This window comes from Mesorhizobium captivum (assembly GCF_033977165.1).
Taxonomy (GTDB): domain Bacteria; phylum Pseudomonadota; class Alphaproteobacteria; order Rhizobiales; family Rhizobiaceae; genus Mesorhizobium; species Mesorhizobium captivum.
The window spans coordinates 1-14511 of record NZ_JAVIJB010000048.1; the positions used below are offsets into that span (position 1 = coordinate 1).

The 14511-nt window shown below is 64.1% G+C and carries 17 protein-coding genes; 6 read left to right on the plus strand and 11 right to left on the minus strand.

Going from position 1 to position 14511, the window contains the following annotated elements:
* Positions 1 to 209: 209 nt before the first annotated feature.
* Entirely contained in the window at positions 210 to 509 is a 300-nt protein-coding gene (locus RFM40_RS28535; protein ID WP_320278675.1) for a DUF1330 domain-containing protein, read from the plus strand.
* A 54-nt stretch (positions 510 to 563) separates the two neighbouring features.
* Here RFM40_RS28535 and RFM40_RS28540 read toward each other — a convergent pair whose 3' ends face one another.
* On the minus strand, positions 564 to 1199 hold the full coding sequence (locus tag RFM40_RS28540) for an ankyrin repeat domain-containing protein (RefSeq protein WP_320278676.1): 636 nt from the start codon (positions 1197 to 1199) through the stop codon (positions 564 to 566).
* Between the two features lie 164 nt (positions 1200 to 1363).
* Entirely contained in the window at positions 1364 to 2575 is a 1212-nt protein-coding gene (locus RFM40_RS28545) for an MFS transporter (protein WP_320228653.1), read from the minus strand.
* Positions 2576 to 3013: 438 nt separating this feature from the next.
* Here RFM40_RS28545 and RFM40_RS28550 point away from each other — a divergent pair, with 438 nt between their 5' ends.
* Complete coding sequence (locus RFM40_RS28550; protein ID WP_320278677.1) at positions 3014 to 3433, plus strand: VOC family protein; 420 nt, start codon at positions 3014 to 3016, stop codon at positions 3431 to 3433.
* Here the strand turns inward: RFM40_RS28550 and RFM40_RS28555 are convergent.
* From RFM40_RS28555 to RFM40_RS28590, 8 genes are all read right to left on the minus strand, one after another.
* Entirely contained in the window at positions 3430 to 4956 is a 1527-nt protein-coding gene (locus RFM40_RS28555) for a winged helix-turn-helix domain-containing protein (protein WP_320278678.1), read from the minus strand. The two genes, RFM40_RS28550 and RFM40_RS28555, sit on opposite strands and share 4 nt — an antisense overlap.
* Before the next feature lie 63 nt (positions 4957 to 5019).
* Positions 5020 to 5250, minus strand: a complete 231-nt coding sequence (locus RFM40_RS28560) for a hypothetical protein (RefSeq protein ID WP_320278679.1) — start codon at positions 5248 to 5250, stop codon at positions 5020 to 5022.
* Between the two features lie 58 nt (positions 5251 to 5308).
* Positions 5309 to 5461 carry a hypothetical protein gene (locus tag RFM40_RS28565; RefSeq protein ID WP_320223916.1) on the minus strand — a complete coding sequence of 51 codons (153 nt, stop codon included), beginning with the start codon at positions 5459 to 5461 and terminating at the stop codon, positions 5309 to 5311.
* Between the two features lie 85 nt (positions 5462 to 5546).
* Complete coding sequence (locus RFM40_RS28570; protein WP_320228658.1) at positions 5547 to 6440, minus strand: carbohydrate ABC transporter permease; 894 nt, start codon at positions 6438 to 6440, stop codon at positions 5547 to 5549.
* Between the two features lies 1 nt (position 6441).
* Positions 6442 to 7341, minus strand: coding sequence for a carbohydrate ABC transporter permease (locus tag RFM40_RS28575; RefSeq protein WP_430691740.1), 900 nt, complete (start codon positions 7339 to 7341; stop codon positions 6442 to 6444).
* A 132-nt stretch (positions 7342 to 7473) separates the two neighbouring features.
* Positions 7474 to 8799, minus strand: coding sequence for an ABC transporter substrate-binding protein (locus RFM40_RS28580; protein WP_320228660.1), 1326 nt, complete (start codon positions 8797 to 8799; stop codon positions 7474 to 7476).
* Positions 8800 to 8834: 35 nt separating this feature from the next.
* Complete coding sequence (locus tag RFM40_RS28585; protein ID WP_320278680.1) at positions 8835 to 9911, minus strand: ABC transporter ATP-binding protein; 1077 nt, start codon at positions 9909 to 9911, stop codon at positions 8835 to 8837.
* 207 nt (positions 9912 to 10118) lie between these two features.
* Positions 10119 to 10721 carry a DUF922 domain-containing Zn-dependent protease gene (locus RFM40_RS28590; protein ID WP_320228662.1) on the minus strand — a complete coding sequence of 201 codons (603 nt, stop codon included), beginning with the start codon at positions 10719 to 10721 and terminating at the stop codon, positions 10119 to 10121.
* 166 nt (positions 10722 to 10887) lie between these two features.
* Between RFM40_RS28590 and RFM40_RS28595 the strand changes: the two genes are divergently transcribed.
* From RFM40_RS28595 to RFM40_RS28605, 3 genes are all read left to right on the plus strand, one after another.
* The gene (locus RFM40_RS28595) at positions 10888 to 11115 is read left to right on the plus strand and encodes a hypothetical protein (RefSeq protein WP_126100798.1); all 228 of its coding nucleotides are present in this window, start codon (positions 10888 to 10890) and stop codon (positions 11113 to 11115) included.
* Positions 11116 to 11207: 92 nt separating this feature from the next.
* A complete protein-coding gene (locus tag RFM40_RS28600; protein ID WP_320278681.1) occupies positions 11208 to 12305 on the plus strand; it encodes a flavin-containing monooxygenase in 1098 nt (365 codons plus the stop codon).
* Positions 12306 to 12612: 307 nt separating this feature from the next.
* Positions 12613 to 13242, plus strand: coding sequence for a glutathione S-transferase family protein (locus RFM40_RS28605; protein ID WP_320228664.1), 630 nt, complete (start codon positions 12613 to 12615; stop codon positions 13240 to 13242).
* 36 nt (positions 13243 to 13278) lie between these two features.
* Here the strand turns inward: RFM40_RS28605 and RFM40_RS28610 are convergent, their stop codons facing one another.
* Positions 13279 to 13815, minus strand: coding sequence for an Hsp20/alpha crystallin family protein (locus tag RFM40_RS28610; RefSeq protein WP_320228665.1), 537 nt, complete (start codon positions 13813 to 13815; stop codon positions 13279 to 13281).
* A 454-nt stretch (positions 13816 to 14269) separates the two neighbouring features.
* On the opposite strand from RFM40_RS28610, the gene RFM40_RS28615 reads away from it, so the two are divergent.
* Positions 14270 to 14497: a hypothetical protein gene (locus RFM40_RS28615; RefSeq protein WP_320228666.1), complete on the plus strand. Its 228-nt coding sequence runs from the start codon at positions 14270 to 14272 to the stop codon at positions 14495 to 14497.
* The last annotated feature ends 14 nt before the right edge of the window (positions 14498 to 14511 follow it).

Genomic DNA, 14511 nt, shown 5'->3' on the forward strand with positions numbered 1-14511 from the left:
GCCTGGAGTGGCTGATGGCGATGCCAATCTCGATCAGCCAGACGGTGAGCAAGGTGAAGTCGTTGCGCCGCCATCGCCGTGGCGCCGCCACGGCGGGCTTTCTTCTGTATGAGGAGATTCCAATATAAAATCCGCATCGGCAGAGTTTCGACGAGAGGGGGCACGCCGGGTCCCCGGTCCTGATGATTTACAACGGGAGGAGAAACGCGATGGCCGCCTATCTGATTGCAGATGTCGATGTCATCGACATGGCCATGTTCGACGAATACAGGCGCGAGGTGCCGGCGACCGAGGCCCGCCATGGCGGGCGCTATCTCGCGCGTGGCGGCGCGACCAGGGTGCTCGAGGGCGACTGGGAGCCGCATCGCCTGGTCATCGTCGAATTTCCCGACATGACAAAGTTGATCGCCTGGTACGATTCCCCGGAATACGCGCGACTGAAGGAGCTACGCTTCCGCTGCGCGAAGACGCGCATCATAGCGCTCGAAGGGATGCCGCCGGTAGGTTGAGCCTATGATTTGTCGTGCCGGGAAACATGCGGTGGCGCATCGCCGCCTCCGCATTCACTTGCCTTCGAAGAAGGCGTGGATCGCGGCGTCCAGCTTCTCGATGAGCTCAGCGTTGCGCGTACTGCCGGCCCAGATCAGGGCGTTGAGCCGCATGTCCTTGTTGAGGAAATTCACCTTCCGGGTGCCCAGCAGATAGCCCGCGACCGCGTAGTGGCGGCCCTTGATGGCTTCGATGAGCGCGCTGTTGCGTCCGGTCTTGTCGGCTAGATTGACGTCCGCGCCATGCTCGATGAGCAGCTTGACGACGTCCAGATGGCCGTTTCTTGCGGCTTCGATCAGCGGGGTCCTGCCGTAGTAGTCGGCGCGGGCATCGATATCGATTTGCGGATGTTTCACCAGCGCCAGGATACAGGCGAGATGACCCTTGGGCGCGGCCAGGCTCAAGGGCGTGCTCTTCCATTTGTTTCTGGAGTTCACGTCGATCGCCGGGTGGCCGATCAAGGTTTCGAGCACTGCGATGCGGCCGTTGTGGGCAGCGAGATGAAGCGCCGACCAGCCGTCTTCGTCGGCCTGGTTGATGTCCGCGCCCGCCTCGAGTTCCGAGCCAAGCGCATCGGCATCGCCACTCTCCGCCGCGATCAGCAGGCGGGACCAATTCCTGGCTTCTGCGGCTTCCGTGCCTGCGGCCACTGCAATGTCCCCGCAATCATGGATCGCGCCGGCCTGACCGGCATTTCAGATGCAGCGTCTTGGCGCAGAGTTTCACACTCGCCGTCGTCGGGCAAATGGATTTCTCGCCGAGGCGAGCCGGCGGTTCCGTGAAGATCGGAACCGCCGAATGTTCATCGCGATGCCTACGCCATCTGCAGTCGCTGCCTGCTCGGCTGAGGCGGGAAGGCAATCGCGATGCCGGCCGCGCCGAGTCCCACCAGCGCCGAGCCGATGAACAGCCAGGAATAGCTGGCATAGGCGTCGTAGATCATGCCACCGGCTAACGGGCCGAACGACATGCCGAGGCTGGAGAGCATCGTGGCGGCGCCGAACACGGTGCCGATGATGCGCGGCCCGAAATATTCGCGCGCCAGGACCGCATAGAGCGGCATGACGCCGCCATAGGTGGCGCCGAAAATGACGGCCAAAATGTAGAACTGCTCGAGTTGGCCGACCGCCAGATAGGCGGCGATCACCGCGGCCTGGATGGCAAGGCCGGTGATCAGCACCGGCTTGACGCCAAGCCGGTCGCCGAGCACGCCGTAGAGCAGGCGGCCTCCGAGGCCGGCGAGCCCCTCGACGCTGTAGATCGAGACGGCCGCCATCGGCGCCACGCCGCAGGCCATGGCATAGCTGACCATGTGGAAGATCGGCCCGGAATGCGCCGCGCAGCAGGCGAAGAAGGTCGTCCCCAGCACCAAAAATTGCGGCGAGCGCAGCGCCTGGCCGACGCTCATGCCGGGGTCGTCCGTGGCAGGCGAGGGCACGCTGCCGTCGCTTGCCACGACCGCCGACGGCGGCTGGCGCACCAGCAAGACCACTGGCAGCAGAAGCACCCAGGCCATGACGCCGATGTCGAACATGGCGGTGCGCCAGTCATAGGCCGAGATCAGCCAGCGCGCGAAGGGCGAGATCGTCATCGGCGCCACCCCCATCCCGGCCGAGACCAGCGAAACGGCCAGGCTGCGGTTGGTGTCGAACCACGCAGTGGTGAGCGCGATCATCGGCGCGAAGAAGGCGCTGGCCGCGAGACCGACGATCACGCCGTAGCTGAGCTGGAAGACCAGCAGCGAGTTGGCGCGGCTCGCCACCACCAATGCCAGGCCAAGCAGCACCGCGCCGGCCAGCACGACGGGCCGCGCTCCGACGCGGTCATAGATCGAGCCCCAGGCGAAGCCGCCGAGCCCCATCACGAGGAAGTTCAAGGTCATGGCGCTGGAAATGCCGGCGCGCGACCAGCCGGTGTCGATCGACATCGGCTCGAGAAAGATCGCCAGCGAGAACATCGCGCCGAGCGCCACACAGGTCATCAGCGCGCCAGCCGCGACGATGACCCAACGATAGGAATGGTTCATGGTTTTCTCCCATGCCGTAAGGCATCCTGTTTGATGCGGCACGTTTTTCCAGGCTCATCGCGCCGCTTGCGTCCGAAGGACGCCCGGTCGGATGCTGATCCTACAATCTGGTTGCATTTTTTATCTGGTTTTTTTGCTGTCGATTATTGGGCTATGGCTAGACAGGTCGCGATCCTTCACACCCTCCTCTGTCCTGCCGGACATCTCCCTCACAAGGGGGAGATTGGCAGTTTCGGCGCCAGCGCTTTTCCTGCGATGTTGGAGATTGCGAAAGCCGTCGTGACATCTGATCTCCCCCCTCGTGGGGGAGATGTCCGGCAGGGCAGAGGGGGGCGCTGTCCCGCCAGCCTTTCAGCATGTCAGCAATCATCGGCACCCCACATTGACCGGACGGGCGCCCCTTCTAAATTGCCCCGTGACAACAGGAGGCACCACCCCATGCAACTCTACCGCGGCCGGCTCATCGATCACATCCAGTTGGTGGTGCGCGACCTGAAGGCCAGCCGGCGTTTCTATGGCGCGCTCTTCGAGGTGCTGGGCATCCCTATCGGCGGTGAGGCCGAAGATTACTTCTGGGCGGACGAGCTGTTCGTCTCCAGCGCCGACAGCCGCGCGGCGCTCGGCATGCTGACCGGCCGCCACCATCTCGCCTTCCAGGCCAAGGACCGCGCCATGGTCGACGCCTTTTACAAGGCGGGGCTGGCCGCTGGCGGCAAGGACAATGGCGCGCCGGGCGAGCGCCCCTACCACCCCGGCTACTACGCCGCCTTCCTGCTCGACCCCGACGGCAACAACATCGAGGCAGTGTTCCACGGCGAGGCGAAGCGGAGCGCCGATGCGGTGGAAATCAGTTTCTAGGGAAGGGCGTCGTCCCAGCCGGCGCGCTGCAGCCCCAGGCGCATCCGCTCGCGGTCCTCGGCGCGTTCGATGCGCAACTCGGCCAGAATGTCCGCCGCGGTTAGGCCTGGCTCCAGCGCGCGGCCTTGCCTGGCGCAGGCCGTGGCCTTCTCCGTATCGCCCTCGAGCGCGTGACACGCGGCCAGCCACGCCCATTGCCAGGCACTCTTGCGCGGCAGGCATGATAAGGACGCCACCACGTCCCTGTAGCGTCCAAGCACGAACAGGGCTGCGGCCCGGTCGCAATAATACCAGACTGGATGCATCGGATTGAGCTGGACGGCCTGGTCGAGCAGGGCCAGGCCGGCTTCGCCATCACCGCGCAGCGCTCGGAAATAGCCGATCTGAGCCAGCGTGTCGGCGTCGTAGGGGTTCAAATCGAGCGCGCGGGCGAAATGCTTCTCGGCGGCGTCGTATTCATCGAGCCCCCGATGAAGGAGGGTCTGTGCCAGGATCCGATGGCACCTTGCCTCGTCGGGACTGAGCGCGATGGCGTGCAGCGCCCGGTCTCGCGCCCCATCGAGCACGGCGCGCGGCGCGTCGGCATAACCGCCGATGATCACTTCGGCCAGCGCCAGATAGGCGTGCGCCAGCCCGTAGCCAGGATCGCGCTCGATCGCCTTCAGGAAATGCGCGCGCGCCGCCTGGTTTACGCCCTCGCCATAGCTGCGCAGCAATTCCCTCCCGCGCAGGAAATGCAGATAGGCCTCGACATTGGCCGCCGGCGCCGGCAGGCCGCGTCGCATCACCGCGCTTTCTATATTGGCGACCAGCGCGGTCACGATCCGCTGCGCCAGCATCGTCTGGAAGGCGAAGATTTCGCCTTTGGGGAAGCTGAACGTCTGCGACCAGACGCGTCGGCCCGATGTCGTCTCAGTGAGCACCACGCGCGCGCTGTAATCCTCTCCAGCGGCCTCGACGGTGCCTTCGGCGACATAGTCGGCTCCGAGCCGCTCGGCGGTCGCCCTGACGTCCTCGCTCAAGTGCGCGGCCAGCGCGAAGGCCGAATGGCGCGCCAGCACGGCGACTGTCTTGAAGTAGGAGAGCGCGTTGGTAATTTCCTCGACCGCCCCGTCGAACAGCGCCTTGGCAGTGGCGTCGGCGGGGTCGATATGGAACGGCAGGACGGCCACCATCGGCTCGGCCCGGGCAGCGGCCACTTCGGCAACGAGAGGCGGCGCTGCCTGGCTGTCGGGGGGCTGGAACAGGTAGCCGCGGCGCGGCACGGTGCGGATCAGCGTCTGCGCCTCGTCGCCGATGGATTTGCGAGCGTCGTGGATGGATTGGGTGAGCGAGTCTTCGGAGACGGTGAATCCCGGCCAGACTGCCTGCAGCAATTCTTCCTTGCTCAGCACCCGTCCGGGATTGCGTGTCAGGAACGCGAGCAGCTCGAAGGTTTTTGGCCGGACCGGCACGATCTCGCCGTCACGCCGGAGCGTACCCCGGTCAAGGTCGAGAACCGCGCCGCCGATCTGTAGCGCCAACCCGCTGCCCCATCGCCGCGCCTCATTGCGCACCGTTCATGGGAACGGCAAATGCGGGCGAGGTCAAGCTGGAAACAAGTGCAAGCGTGAAAAGAGGCCGCGACGGCGAAGCCGTGGGCCGGGTGGTTCGGTGACCGGGTCAACCGATGTCTCGCTGGACGCCAGCCGTTCGAGATAGGCCAGCATCTCGTTGCTCTCGCCGCAGCATGGGCCGGTAAAGCCTGTCGAGAGGAATCGAAGCAATTCATCCCGTGCCAGCTGGGCGGGTAACGGCGCGTCAGCGTTGATGTTCATGACCAACCTCCAGGTGCTCGTCGCGGTGATCGAAGCGCAAGCATTGCGGCGACAGGGCTTATTTGTCCTGAACGGCTGCTGACATTTTGCTGAATTCCATCGCCGCGTCCGGCTCAGGCTGGCGGGCAAAGGCGGGCTGTGACGCCATGCGTCGAGACAGCCGGATACTCTTGGTGTGCTGATGTTCGTGGCATTTGGCGATGCCGTCCATGCCGCTATCGCGCGGGCGGCTGAACGTGGAACTCCTGACGCGCCGCATCATCCGCGACGCGGCGAAGCTGGCGCCGGGGCGGCGCCTATTCCTTCACCGCGCCCGTCATCGAGGAAACATAGTGCTCGACGAAGAAGGAATAGAGGACGACGACCGGCAGCGAGCCGATCAGCGCGCCTGCCATCAGCGCTCCCCATTCATAGACGTCGGAGCGGACCAGCTCGGTGAGCACGCCGACCGGCACCGTCTTCTTCTCCGACGACTGGATAAAGGTCAGCGCGTAGATGAACTCGTTCCAGGATAGGGTGAAGGCGAAGATGCCGGCCGAAATCAGGCCCGGCACAGACAGCGGCAGCACGATCTTGGTAAGGATCTGCCAGCGGCTCGCGCCGTCGATGAGCGCGCATTCCTCCAGCTCGAACGGGATCGAACGGAAATAGCCCATCAAGAGCCACGTGCAGAACGGGATGAGGAACGTCGGATAAGTGAGGATCAGCGCAAACGGCGTGTCGTAGAGGCCGAGGTTGAACACCATCACCGACAGCGGGATGAACAGGATCGAGGGCGGCACGAGATAGGCGAGGAAGACCGCGAGGCCGACTTGCCGTGCGCCCGAGAACCTCAGCCTTTCGATCGCGTAGGCCGCCAGCACCGCGGCCACCAGCGACAGGAAAGTAGCGGCGGTCGAGATGATCACCGTGTTGAGCAGCCAGCCGGGATAGGAGGTCTCGAAGAGCAGGTAGCGTATGTGCTCCAGTGTCGGATGCACGACCCAGAACGGATTGTAGTTCACATAGTCGGTCATCTCGACATTGGGTTTAACCGCCGTGATCGTCATCCAGTAGAACGGAAACAACAGCACGACCAGAAACACCACCAGCGGCAGATAGACCGTCACCACCCGGCGCGGCAGGCTTTGCAGATAGCCCATGCCGCCTTCGTCGGTTTCCATGCGTTCGGCTTCCTTGATCGCGGCCATGTCAGTCTCCGCCGCCCTGCTGCCACCTGCGCCGTTGCAGGCCGAAATAGCTGAACAGGATCGCCGCCAGCAGGAAGGGGATCATGGCGACGGCGATCGCCGCGCCTTCACCGAGCTGGCCGCCGGCAATGCCGCGCTGGAACGACAATGTCGCCATCAGATGCGTGGCGTTCACCGGTCCGCCGCGGGTCAGCACATAGATCAGCTGGAAGTCGGTGAAGGTGAACAGCACCGAAAACGTCATGGTGATGGCGATGATCGGCGTCAAAAGCGGCAGCGTCACGTGGCGAAACAACTGCCAGCGGCTGGCCCCGTCGAGCGTGGCAGCTTCATAGAGCGACTGCGGGATAGTCTGCAGGCCGGCAAGCAGCGTGATCGCGACGAACGGGATGCCGCGCCAGACATTGGCCGCGATGACGGAAGCGCGCGCATTGGTCGGGTCGCCGAGGAAGTTGATCCGATGGTCGATCAGGCCCATCTGCTGCAGCGCCCAGGACAGGATCGAAAACTGCGAATCGTAGATCCACCAGAAGGCGATGGCCGACAGCACCGTCGGCACCACCCAGGGCAGCAGCACCACGGCGCGGAAGAACGACTTGAAAGGCAGCTTCTCGTTGAGGATGAGCGCCAGCCACAGGCCGAGCACGAATTTCAGGATCGAAGCGCTGACCGTGTAGAGCAGGGTATTGAAGACCGACAGCCAGAACACGCTGTCGCTCCAGAGATATTCATAGTTCTCGACGCCGATATAGATGCCGGGCCGGCCGATGCGTGTGTCGGTGAAGCCAAGCCAGACGCCGAGCCCCAGCGGATAGGTGAGAAAGACCAGGAGCAGCGCCGCCGCCGGCAGCATGAAGCCGAGGCCAAGCGTGTTGTGGCTCTCGGCGAGCCGCGAAAGCATCGACGGACGCCGCTGAACGGCAACGGATGGCACGGCCATGGCGCGGTCTCCCTGCGAGATGCGGTGGAACGGTGGGTGACCGCGCTGGCTTCCGTATCCCGGAAACGATGCGGCCACCCGCTTCAGATGGGATCAGACGCGGTAGTAGCGGTTGGCGCGTTTTTCCGCCTCTTCCATCGCCTCTTGCGGCGTCGCCTGTCCGGTCACGGCCTTGGCGAACATGTCGACCAGCACATAGTCGGCCATGGTCGCGGCCGATGCGTAGCCGAGCGGCCCGGCATAGCCGTTGGGGCGCAGCGTCGCCGAGGCTTTCGCGTAAGCCGCGTTGTTGGGGTCCGCCTTCCAGACCGGATTGTTGTCGAACGCCTTCAGCGTCTGGCAGCAATAGCCTGCCGACGACGTGATCCAGTCCGACATCTGCGGATCCTCGAACATGAACTGCAGATAGGCTTTGGCCGCGTTGGGGTAGGGCGTGTAGTTGAAGATGACGGCCGTGGTCACCTGGAACAGCTCGACCGATTTTCCGACGGGACCGATCGGCAAATTGGTGGTGCGGATGTCCTTGGCTATTTCGGCCAGCTTCGGGTCGTTGTCCTTGTTGACCTTGGCTGTGTTGTAGGCCGAGATGCCGTTGGCGATCACGCTCACTTCGCCGGCCAGGAAGGCACGGTTGTTGTTGACGTCGAGCCAGCTTTCGGTGCCGGGAATGAAGGTCTTGTAGAGCTCCTGGGCATACTCGATCGCCTTGAGCGTCTCGGGGCTGTTGATCGTCACCTTGCCTTTCTCGTCGACCATCTGGCCGCCATGGCTCCACAGCAGCCAATGCGCGTAATTGTTGCCGTCGCCGACGCCGTGGCCGTGGGTGAAGCCGGCCGGATGGCCCTTCGCCTTGAGCGCCTTGCAGAGTTCGAGGAAGCCGGCGGTGTCCTTCGGGAATTCGGAGAAGCCGGCCTCCTTCACCCAGCTTTCGCGATAGACGATGGCGTTGCCGATGGTGGCCAGCGGCAGGCCGAGGAACTTGCCCTCGCGCGTCGCATACTGTTTCGGGCCGTCGTGCCAGTCGCCATATTTCTTGCCGAGATAGTCGCCGAGTTCCGTCACGTCGAGCAGCTTGTCGGGATATTGGTGCGGGTCGTCGAACCAGACGAACATCAGGTCGGGGCCGGAGCCGACATTGGCGGCGACCGCGGCCTTCGGACGGATGTCTTCCCAGCTCTCCTTGTCGACGCGGACCTCCACGCCCGTCGCTTCGGTGAAGCGCTTGGTATTTTTGAGCCACTGGTCCTCGTCGCCCTGCACGAAAGGCGACCAGCGCAGCAGCCGGAGCTTGGCGCCTTCCTCCGGCTTGTAGGTCAGGCCCTCTTGCGCGAAGGCGCTCGAGCCGACGAAACGGCTGCCCAAGGCCCCGGCGGCCGCGCCGGCGGTCGTGCGGATCACGTCGCGTCTGGTGAATTTCATGCTCGTCTCCTCCTGTTGCTTCCTCGTTGCGTGGTCTATCGCGCGGCTTCGATCCGCTGGCCTGTTTTGCCGTGGAACAGATGGATGGGACCAGGCTCGACCGACAGCCGAATGGATTCTCCCGGCGCGAAGGAATGGCGCTCGCGGAAATTGGCGACGATATCCTCGCCGCCGGCCGTCCGGCCGATGATCTGCACTTCTGAACCGGTCGGCTCGATCACCGCCACGGTGACCGGGATACCGTCCTCGGCCAGCCGCAGATGCTCTGGCCGTACTCCGAGCACGATGGTTTCGCCGTTGCCGATCGAGGGTGGTTTCGGCAAAGGCACGGAGACGCCTCCGGCACCCCGGAAGGACGGCGCGCCATCGTTGGCGAATGTGCCCTTGAGCAGGTTCATGGCGGGCGAGCCGATGAAGCTCGCGACGAAAAGGTTGTTCGGCCGGTCGTAGAGTTCGAGCGGCGGCCCGATCTGCTCGACGACGCCGTCATGCATGACCACGATCTTGTCGGCCATGGTCATGGCCTCGATCTGGTCGTGGGTGACATAGACGGTCGTGGTCTTCAGCCGCTGGTGCAGTTCCTTGATCTCGGCCCGCATCTGAACCCTGAGCTTGGCGTCGAGGTTCGAGAGCGGCTCGTCGAACAGGAACACCTGCGGATTGCGCACGATCGCCCGGCCCATGGCGACGCGCTGGCGCTGCCCGCCCGAAAGCTGGCGCGGATAGCGGGACAAAAGCGGCACCAGCCCGAGGATTTCGGCCGCCCGCTTCACGCCGGTATCGCTTTCCGCCTTCGAGACACCTTTGAGCATGAGCGAGAACGCCATGTTCTCGGCCACCGTCATATGCGGGTAGAGCGCGTAGTTCTGGAAGACCATGGCCACGTCGCGCTCCTTCGGCGCAACGTCGTTGACGATCCGGCTGCCGATCGAGATATGGCCGCGCGAGATTTTTTCCAGCCCGGCAATCATCCTGAGAAGGGTCGATTTCCCGCAGCCCGAGGGCCCGACAAGCGTGACGAACTCGCCGTCTTCTATGTCGACGCTGACGCCATGCAGGATCTGGGTAGCCCCGAACGATTTGTAGACATCGCCAATCGCGACAGACGCCATCGAATTCCTCCCGATGGTCCCTGCGAAATCTCGCGGGGAGCCGTTTCTACTCAGGTGTGGTTGAAACGGATGCCGGCAAGCATCCACCACTGGCGTCGGCGACGTCTGCCCCAGCTCCCCCCGGGTCACGCGACTGTGAAACGGTAGCGCTACCAAATCCGCCTGTAAAGCGGCGGCGCGCGCCCTTATACTTTCGTCGTTGAGGGCTCACTTGCCAATCAGGAACGCCGCGATCAGGCTCTGCAGGTTCCCGCCCGCGCCGAACTCGACCTTGTCGAAGTCCCGGCTGGCTAGGCGCTGGGCCTTGGAAAGCTGATCGAGATATTGCGTCAGCTCGGCCCTGATCTTGGTGCAGCCGGGGTCATCAGCGACGGTGAGGCCGGTGCTGAAGGCGACGATCTTGTCCACCATGTCGACGATGCCGGCGCCATGCACCTTCTCATGCGCGGCGAGCCCGGCGGCAAACGCATCCCAGCGCGCCTGCACGGCGGGCGCAAGTTTTGCGGCGGGTCTTGGCAAAGTGTAGGTGATGATGAGTTTTGGCCGCGCCGTCTTCAGCACGCAAGCGCCCGCCTGCGGTTGATAATCTCGCTGCCAGGTCAGCTTGAAGTTGGTGTGCGCGATGGCCCGCCGCTCATTGCCGGCCGAGTCCTTGCCGATCACCGGACCCTTTTCGCCGATCGAGACATAGAGCGCCTCCACTGTCTGGCCCGAGATGGCATAGTTCGCAATTTTCTCGACCGGCTTCCAGTCGGCGAGAGCGGGCGTGGTGAGGAGCAGGGCGGTGAGGAAGGGAACAGTTCGCTTCATGGGGACGCGGTGGGATTCCGGGCGAGGGCCTTGTGCATAGCGGCTAACAGCGGTTGGAGCAAAGAGGGGGTACTGTCCCGCCGGTGCCCGACTTTGGTGCCCGCCCGGAACCGCCCGGCCCGCTATCCGTTTCTATGCCATCGTCCCGACCCAGGGGGAGGACAAGATGACCCGCAACGAGATCATTTCCGTGCTTGGTCCTGTCGACGAGGCCGTGATCGCCGACATCGCGCTCACCGGCGCCAGCCTCGAGGAACTGCGCGAGGCCTTCGCCTGGATCGGCGCGGACGAGGCGCTGATGAACGAGGGTCGTGCGATGCCCGGCGCGCGCGTGGCGCGGCTGATCGAGATTTTGGAGCCGCCAGAAGACGAGCCGGAGGCGCCGACGGAGTAGCGCCGGCGCGCACTCCGCATAGGTGTTTCTCCCCACTTGCTGCTTTATACCTCCCGGCATAGCCTGATATGGCCTTGCGGGAGGAGGGGAGCATGGACACCAATGTCGTCATTGTCGGCGCGGGACCGGCCGGTCTGGCCGTCGGCGCCTGCCTGAAACAGGCTGGGCAGGACTTCGTCATCCTCGAAAAGGCACATGAGGTGGCACCGGCCTGGCGGCGGCATTACCGGCGGCTGCATCTGCACACGGTGAAGTCGTTTTCCTCGCTGCCTTTCATGCCGTTCCCCAAAAGCCACCCCCGCTATGTGCCGCGCGAGAAGGTCGTCGCCTATCTCGATGCCTATGCCGAGCGGTTCGGCCTCGAGCCCCGTTTCGGCGTGACGGTGAAATCGATCCGCCGCGAGGGCGGAAAATTCCTGGTCGACACCGATGCCGGCGAGATCCGCGCCCGCAAGATCGTGATCGCCACCGGCAACAATGCCGAGCCGATCGTGCCGGGCTTTCCTGGCATCGAGGCGTTCAAGGGAGAGGTGCTGCACAGCGCCGCTTACACCGAAGCGGCACCCTATGTCGGCAAGAGCGTGCTGGTGGTGGGCATGGGCAACACGGGCGCGGAGATCGCGCTCGATCTTGCCGAGAGCGGCGCCCATCCGACGATCTCGGTGCGCAAGGGCGTCCACATCGTGCCGCGCCAGCTCTTCGGCGTGCCGATCCAGATGGTGGGCATCGCCAGCCGGCCGATGCCGCAGGCTCTGAACGATTGGATGTTTCCAAAAATCCTGGATCTCGCGCTGGGCAGGCTGGAGAAATACGGCATCGTGCGCCCGAAGACCGGCATTCTTGCACAGATCGACGCCGGGCGCATTCCGGTGATCGATGTCGGCACCGTGGCGGCGATCAAAGCGGGCAGGATCGGCATCGCGCCTGACATCGCGAGCTTCACCGAAGACGGTGCGAAATTCGCCGGCGGGCGGGAGAAAAACTTCGACGCGGTGATTTTCGCCACCGGCTATCGGCCAGGCTATGACGGCTTTGTGCCTGCGGAGCTGCGGCCAGGCAAGAGCGGGGTGAATGCCCGTGCCTCGGAGCTCGGCGTCTATCTCGTCGGCTTCTACAATCCGGTCACCGGCCTGCTGCGCGAGATCGGCATCGAGGCGAGGGCTGTGGCGAAGGATATTGCGGGGCGGTGAGGGCGGTTGATGCTGCATAAACAGCGTACGCCGGCGTTCTTGCGCGCCCCCCTCTGTCCTGCCGGACATCTCCCCACAAGGGGGGAGATCGGATGTCGCGCCGGCTTTCGCCAATCGCCGGCGTTGCAGAAGATAGCCGGCGCTGAAGCTGCCAATCTCCCCCCACGTGGGGGAGATGTCCGGCAGGACAGAGGGGGCGCTGTCCTGCCAGCGCATTAAAGCTCACGTCAGCGGACGCGCTGCATAAATCGGGTGGCGCCCCTTATCGCCCCATGCCAATCCAATCCCGTCAAACCGGGGATCCGTCATGCTCACGCTCTACGATTACCTGCCATCGCAAAACGCCTGGAAGGTGCGCGTCCTGCTCGGCTTGCTCGGCATCGCTTACGAAACCCACCAGGTGTCGATCTTCGAGGGCGAGAGCCACACGCAAGCGTTCCTGAAGCTCAATCCGGCCGGTGCCGTTCCGGTGCTCGGCCTGGAGGACGGCGAGGCGATCGCCGAGTCCAACGCCATCCTCACCTATCTCGCCGAGGGCACGCCGTATCTGCCGGCGGACCGCTTTTCCCGCGCCAAGGTCATGCAGTGGCTGTTCTTCGAGCAGTACCATGTCGAGCCGGTCGTCGGCTCGCTGCGCTTCTGGACGCTGACCGGGCGGCTGCAGCGCAACCAGGCAATGGTTGCCGGCAAGCGCGAGGCGGGCGCCCGTGCGCTCGGCGCACTCCAACGCAGCCTAAAAGGCAGGCCGTTCCTAGTCGGTAATGCGCTCACCATCGCCGACATCGCCGTCTATGCCTACGGCCACCGTGCGGAGGACTGCGATTTCGCGCTCGCCGATTATCCGGCGGTCAGCGCCTGGATCGATCGGGTCCACGAAGCGATCGGCCCAGGCTATCCCGTGCACCCCTACAGCATCGACCCGCATTCGGGCGGTTGAGCGGCGCTGCCGGGCTCGGCGCCCGGCAGCCAGCGTTCAATGCTTGCTCTTAGTCGAACCGGCACCGGCGCCGCCGATCGGAATGCGTCTGGCTTTCGCTTGGGCGCGTTGGGTCTTTGGCAGCGTCACCGTAAGCACGCCGTTGTGGAAGTCCGCGCGCACCTTGTCTTCCTCGACCTCGGTGCCGAGCGGAATGCGACGTTCGAAGCGGCCATAGAAGCGCTCGGAAAACTGCCTGTCCTTATCCTCGGTCTCCGACTTCTTTTCGCCGCGCAGTGTCAGTACGCCGTCGTCCAGCATCAGCTCGACGTCCTTCTCCTCCATGCCGGGCATCTCGGCCATGATGCGGACTTCGGAATCGGTGTCCGAGATTTCCACGCTCGGCCATCCGGAGCGCCCGCCAAAGGATTCGCCGAGCGACGGCATCCTGCTGCCAAAGCCGCGGAACGCGTCATCGAACAGACGGTTCATCTCGCGATGCAGCGCCATGAAGGGATCGCGATCGTTGTCGCGATAGAAGCCGGGAGCCTGATTGCCTTCCCTGGCCCAGGGAATGAGATCACGAATTGCCATGTTAGTGTTCTCCTTTCTCGCGTTCGCAGAAACGATGCAGGTACCTGGGCACCGGACAGCCTGCTGGGCCGTGCATTCCCTTCGGCCTGACTGGTCGTCCGGAGCGTCAAACCGTGCTTCGGGCGGACCCGGCATGTCCGGCACTTGCGCACGAGATCGGTAGCATCGATTTGGTGGTCGGCTCACCGAAGTCAAGACGCGCTTTTGTGGTGCGGCGGGGTTTTTTCTGCCGGCCCCCGCTAGGCATCGATTGGCGCCCCCTTGGTCAGCGCCGAGACCCCCCGGAAAATGCCGGAACGGGAAGCCCGGGCAAGGCGTTTCCGTTCCAGCAATTCGAGGAAAGTGCGCAGCGAGTTCCGTCCTGAATTGCGTGAAAACAGTAGAGCGGCGAACCGGTGCCGTCTCGCTTCGGCGCCTGGCGGTCCCTCATACGCCAGCAAATGGGAGATCAGGAATGGTTCGCACCATCGCTATCGCAATTCTCGCCACTGGCATTACCAGCCTGCCCGCCACGGCGGCCGAGGAATACTGGGTCGCCAGGGATGCCGTCTCGAAGCAATGCGAGATTGTGCCGAAGAAGCCGGACGGGACGCTTGTCGTCGATCTCGGCAAGAAGAAATACGCCAGCGAGGGAGAGGCGAGGAAGGCAATGGAGGCGTTGCCGGATTGCAAGAAGAAGTGAGGCGCTGCGGATCT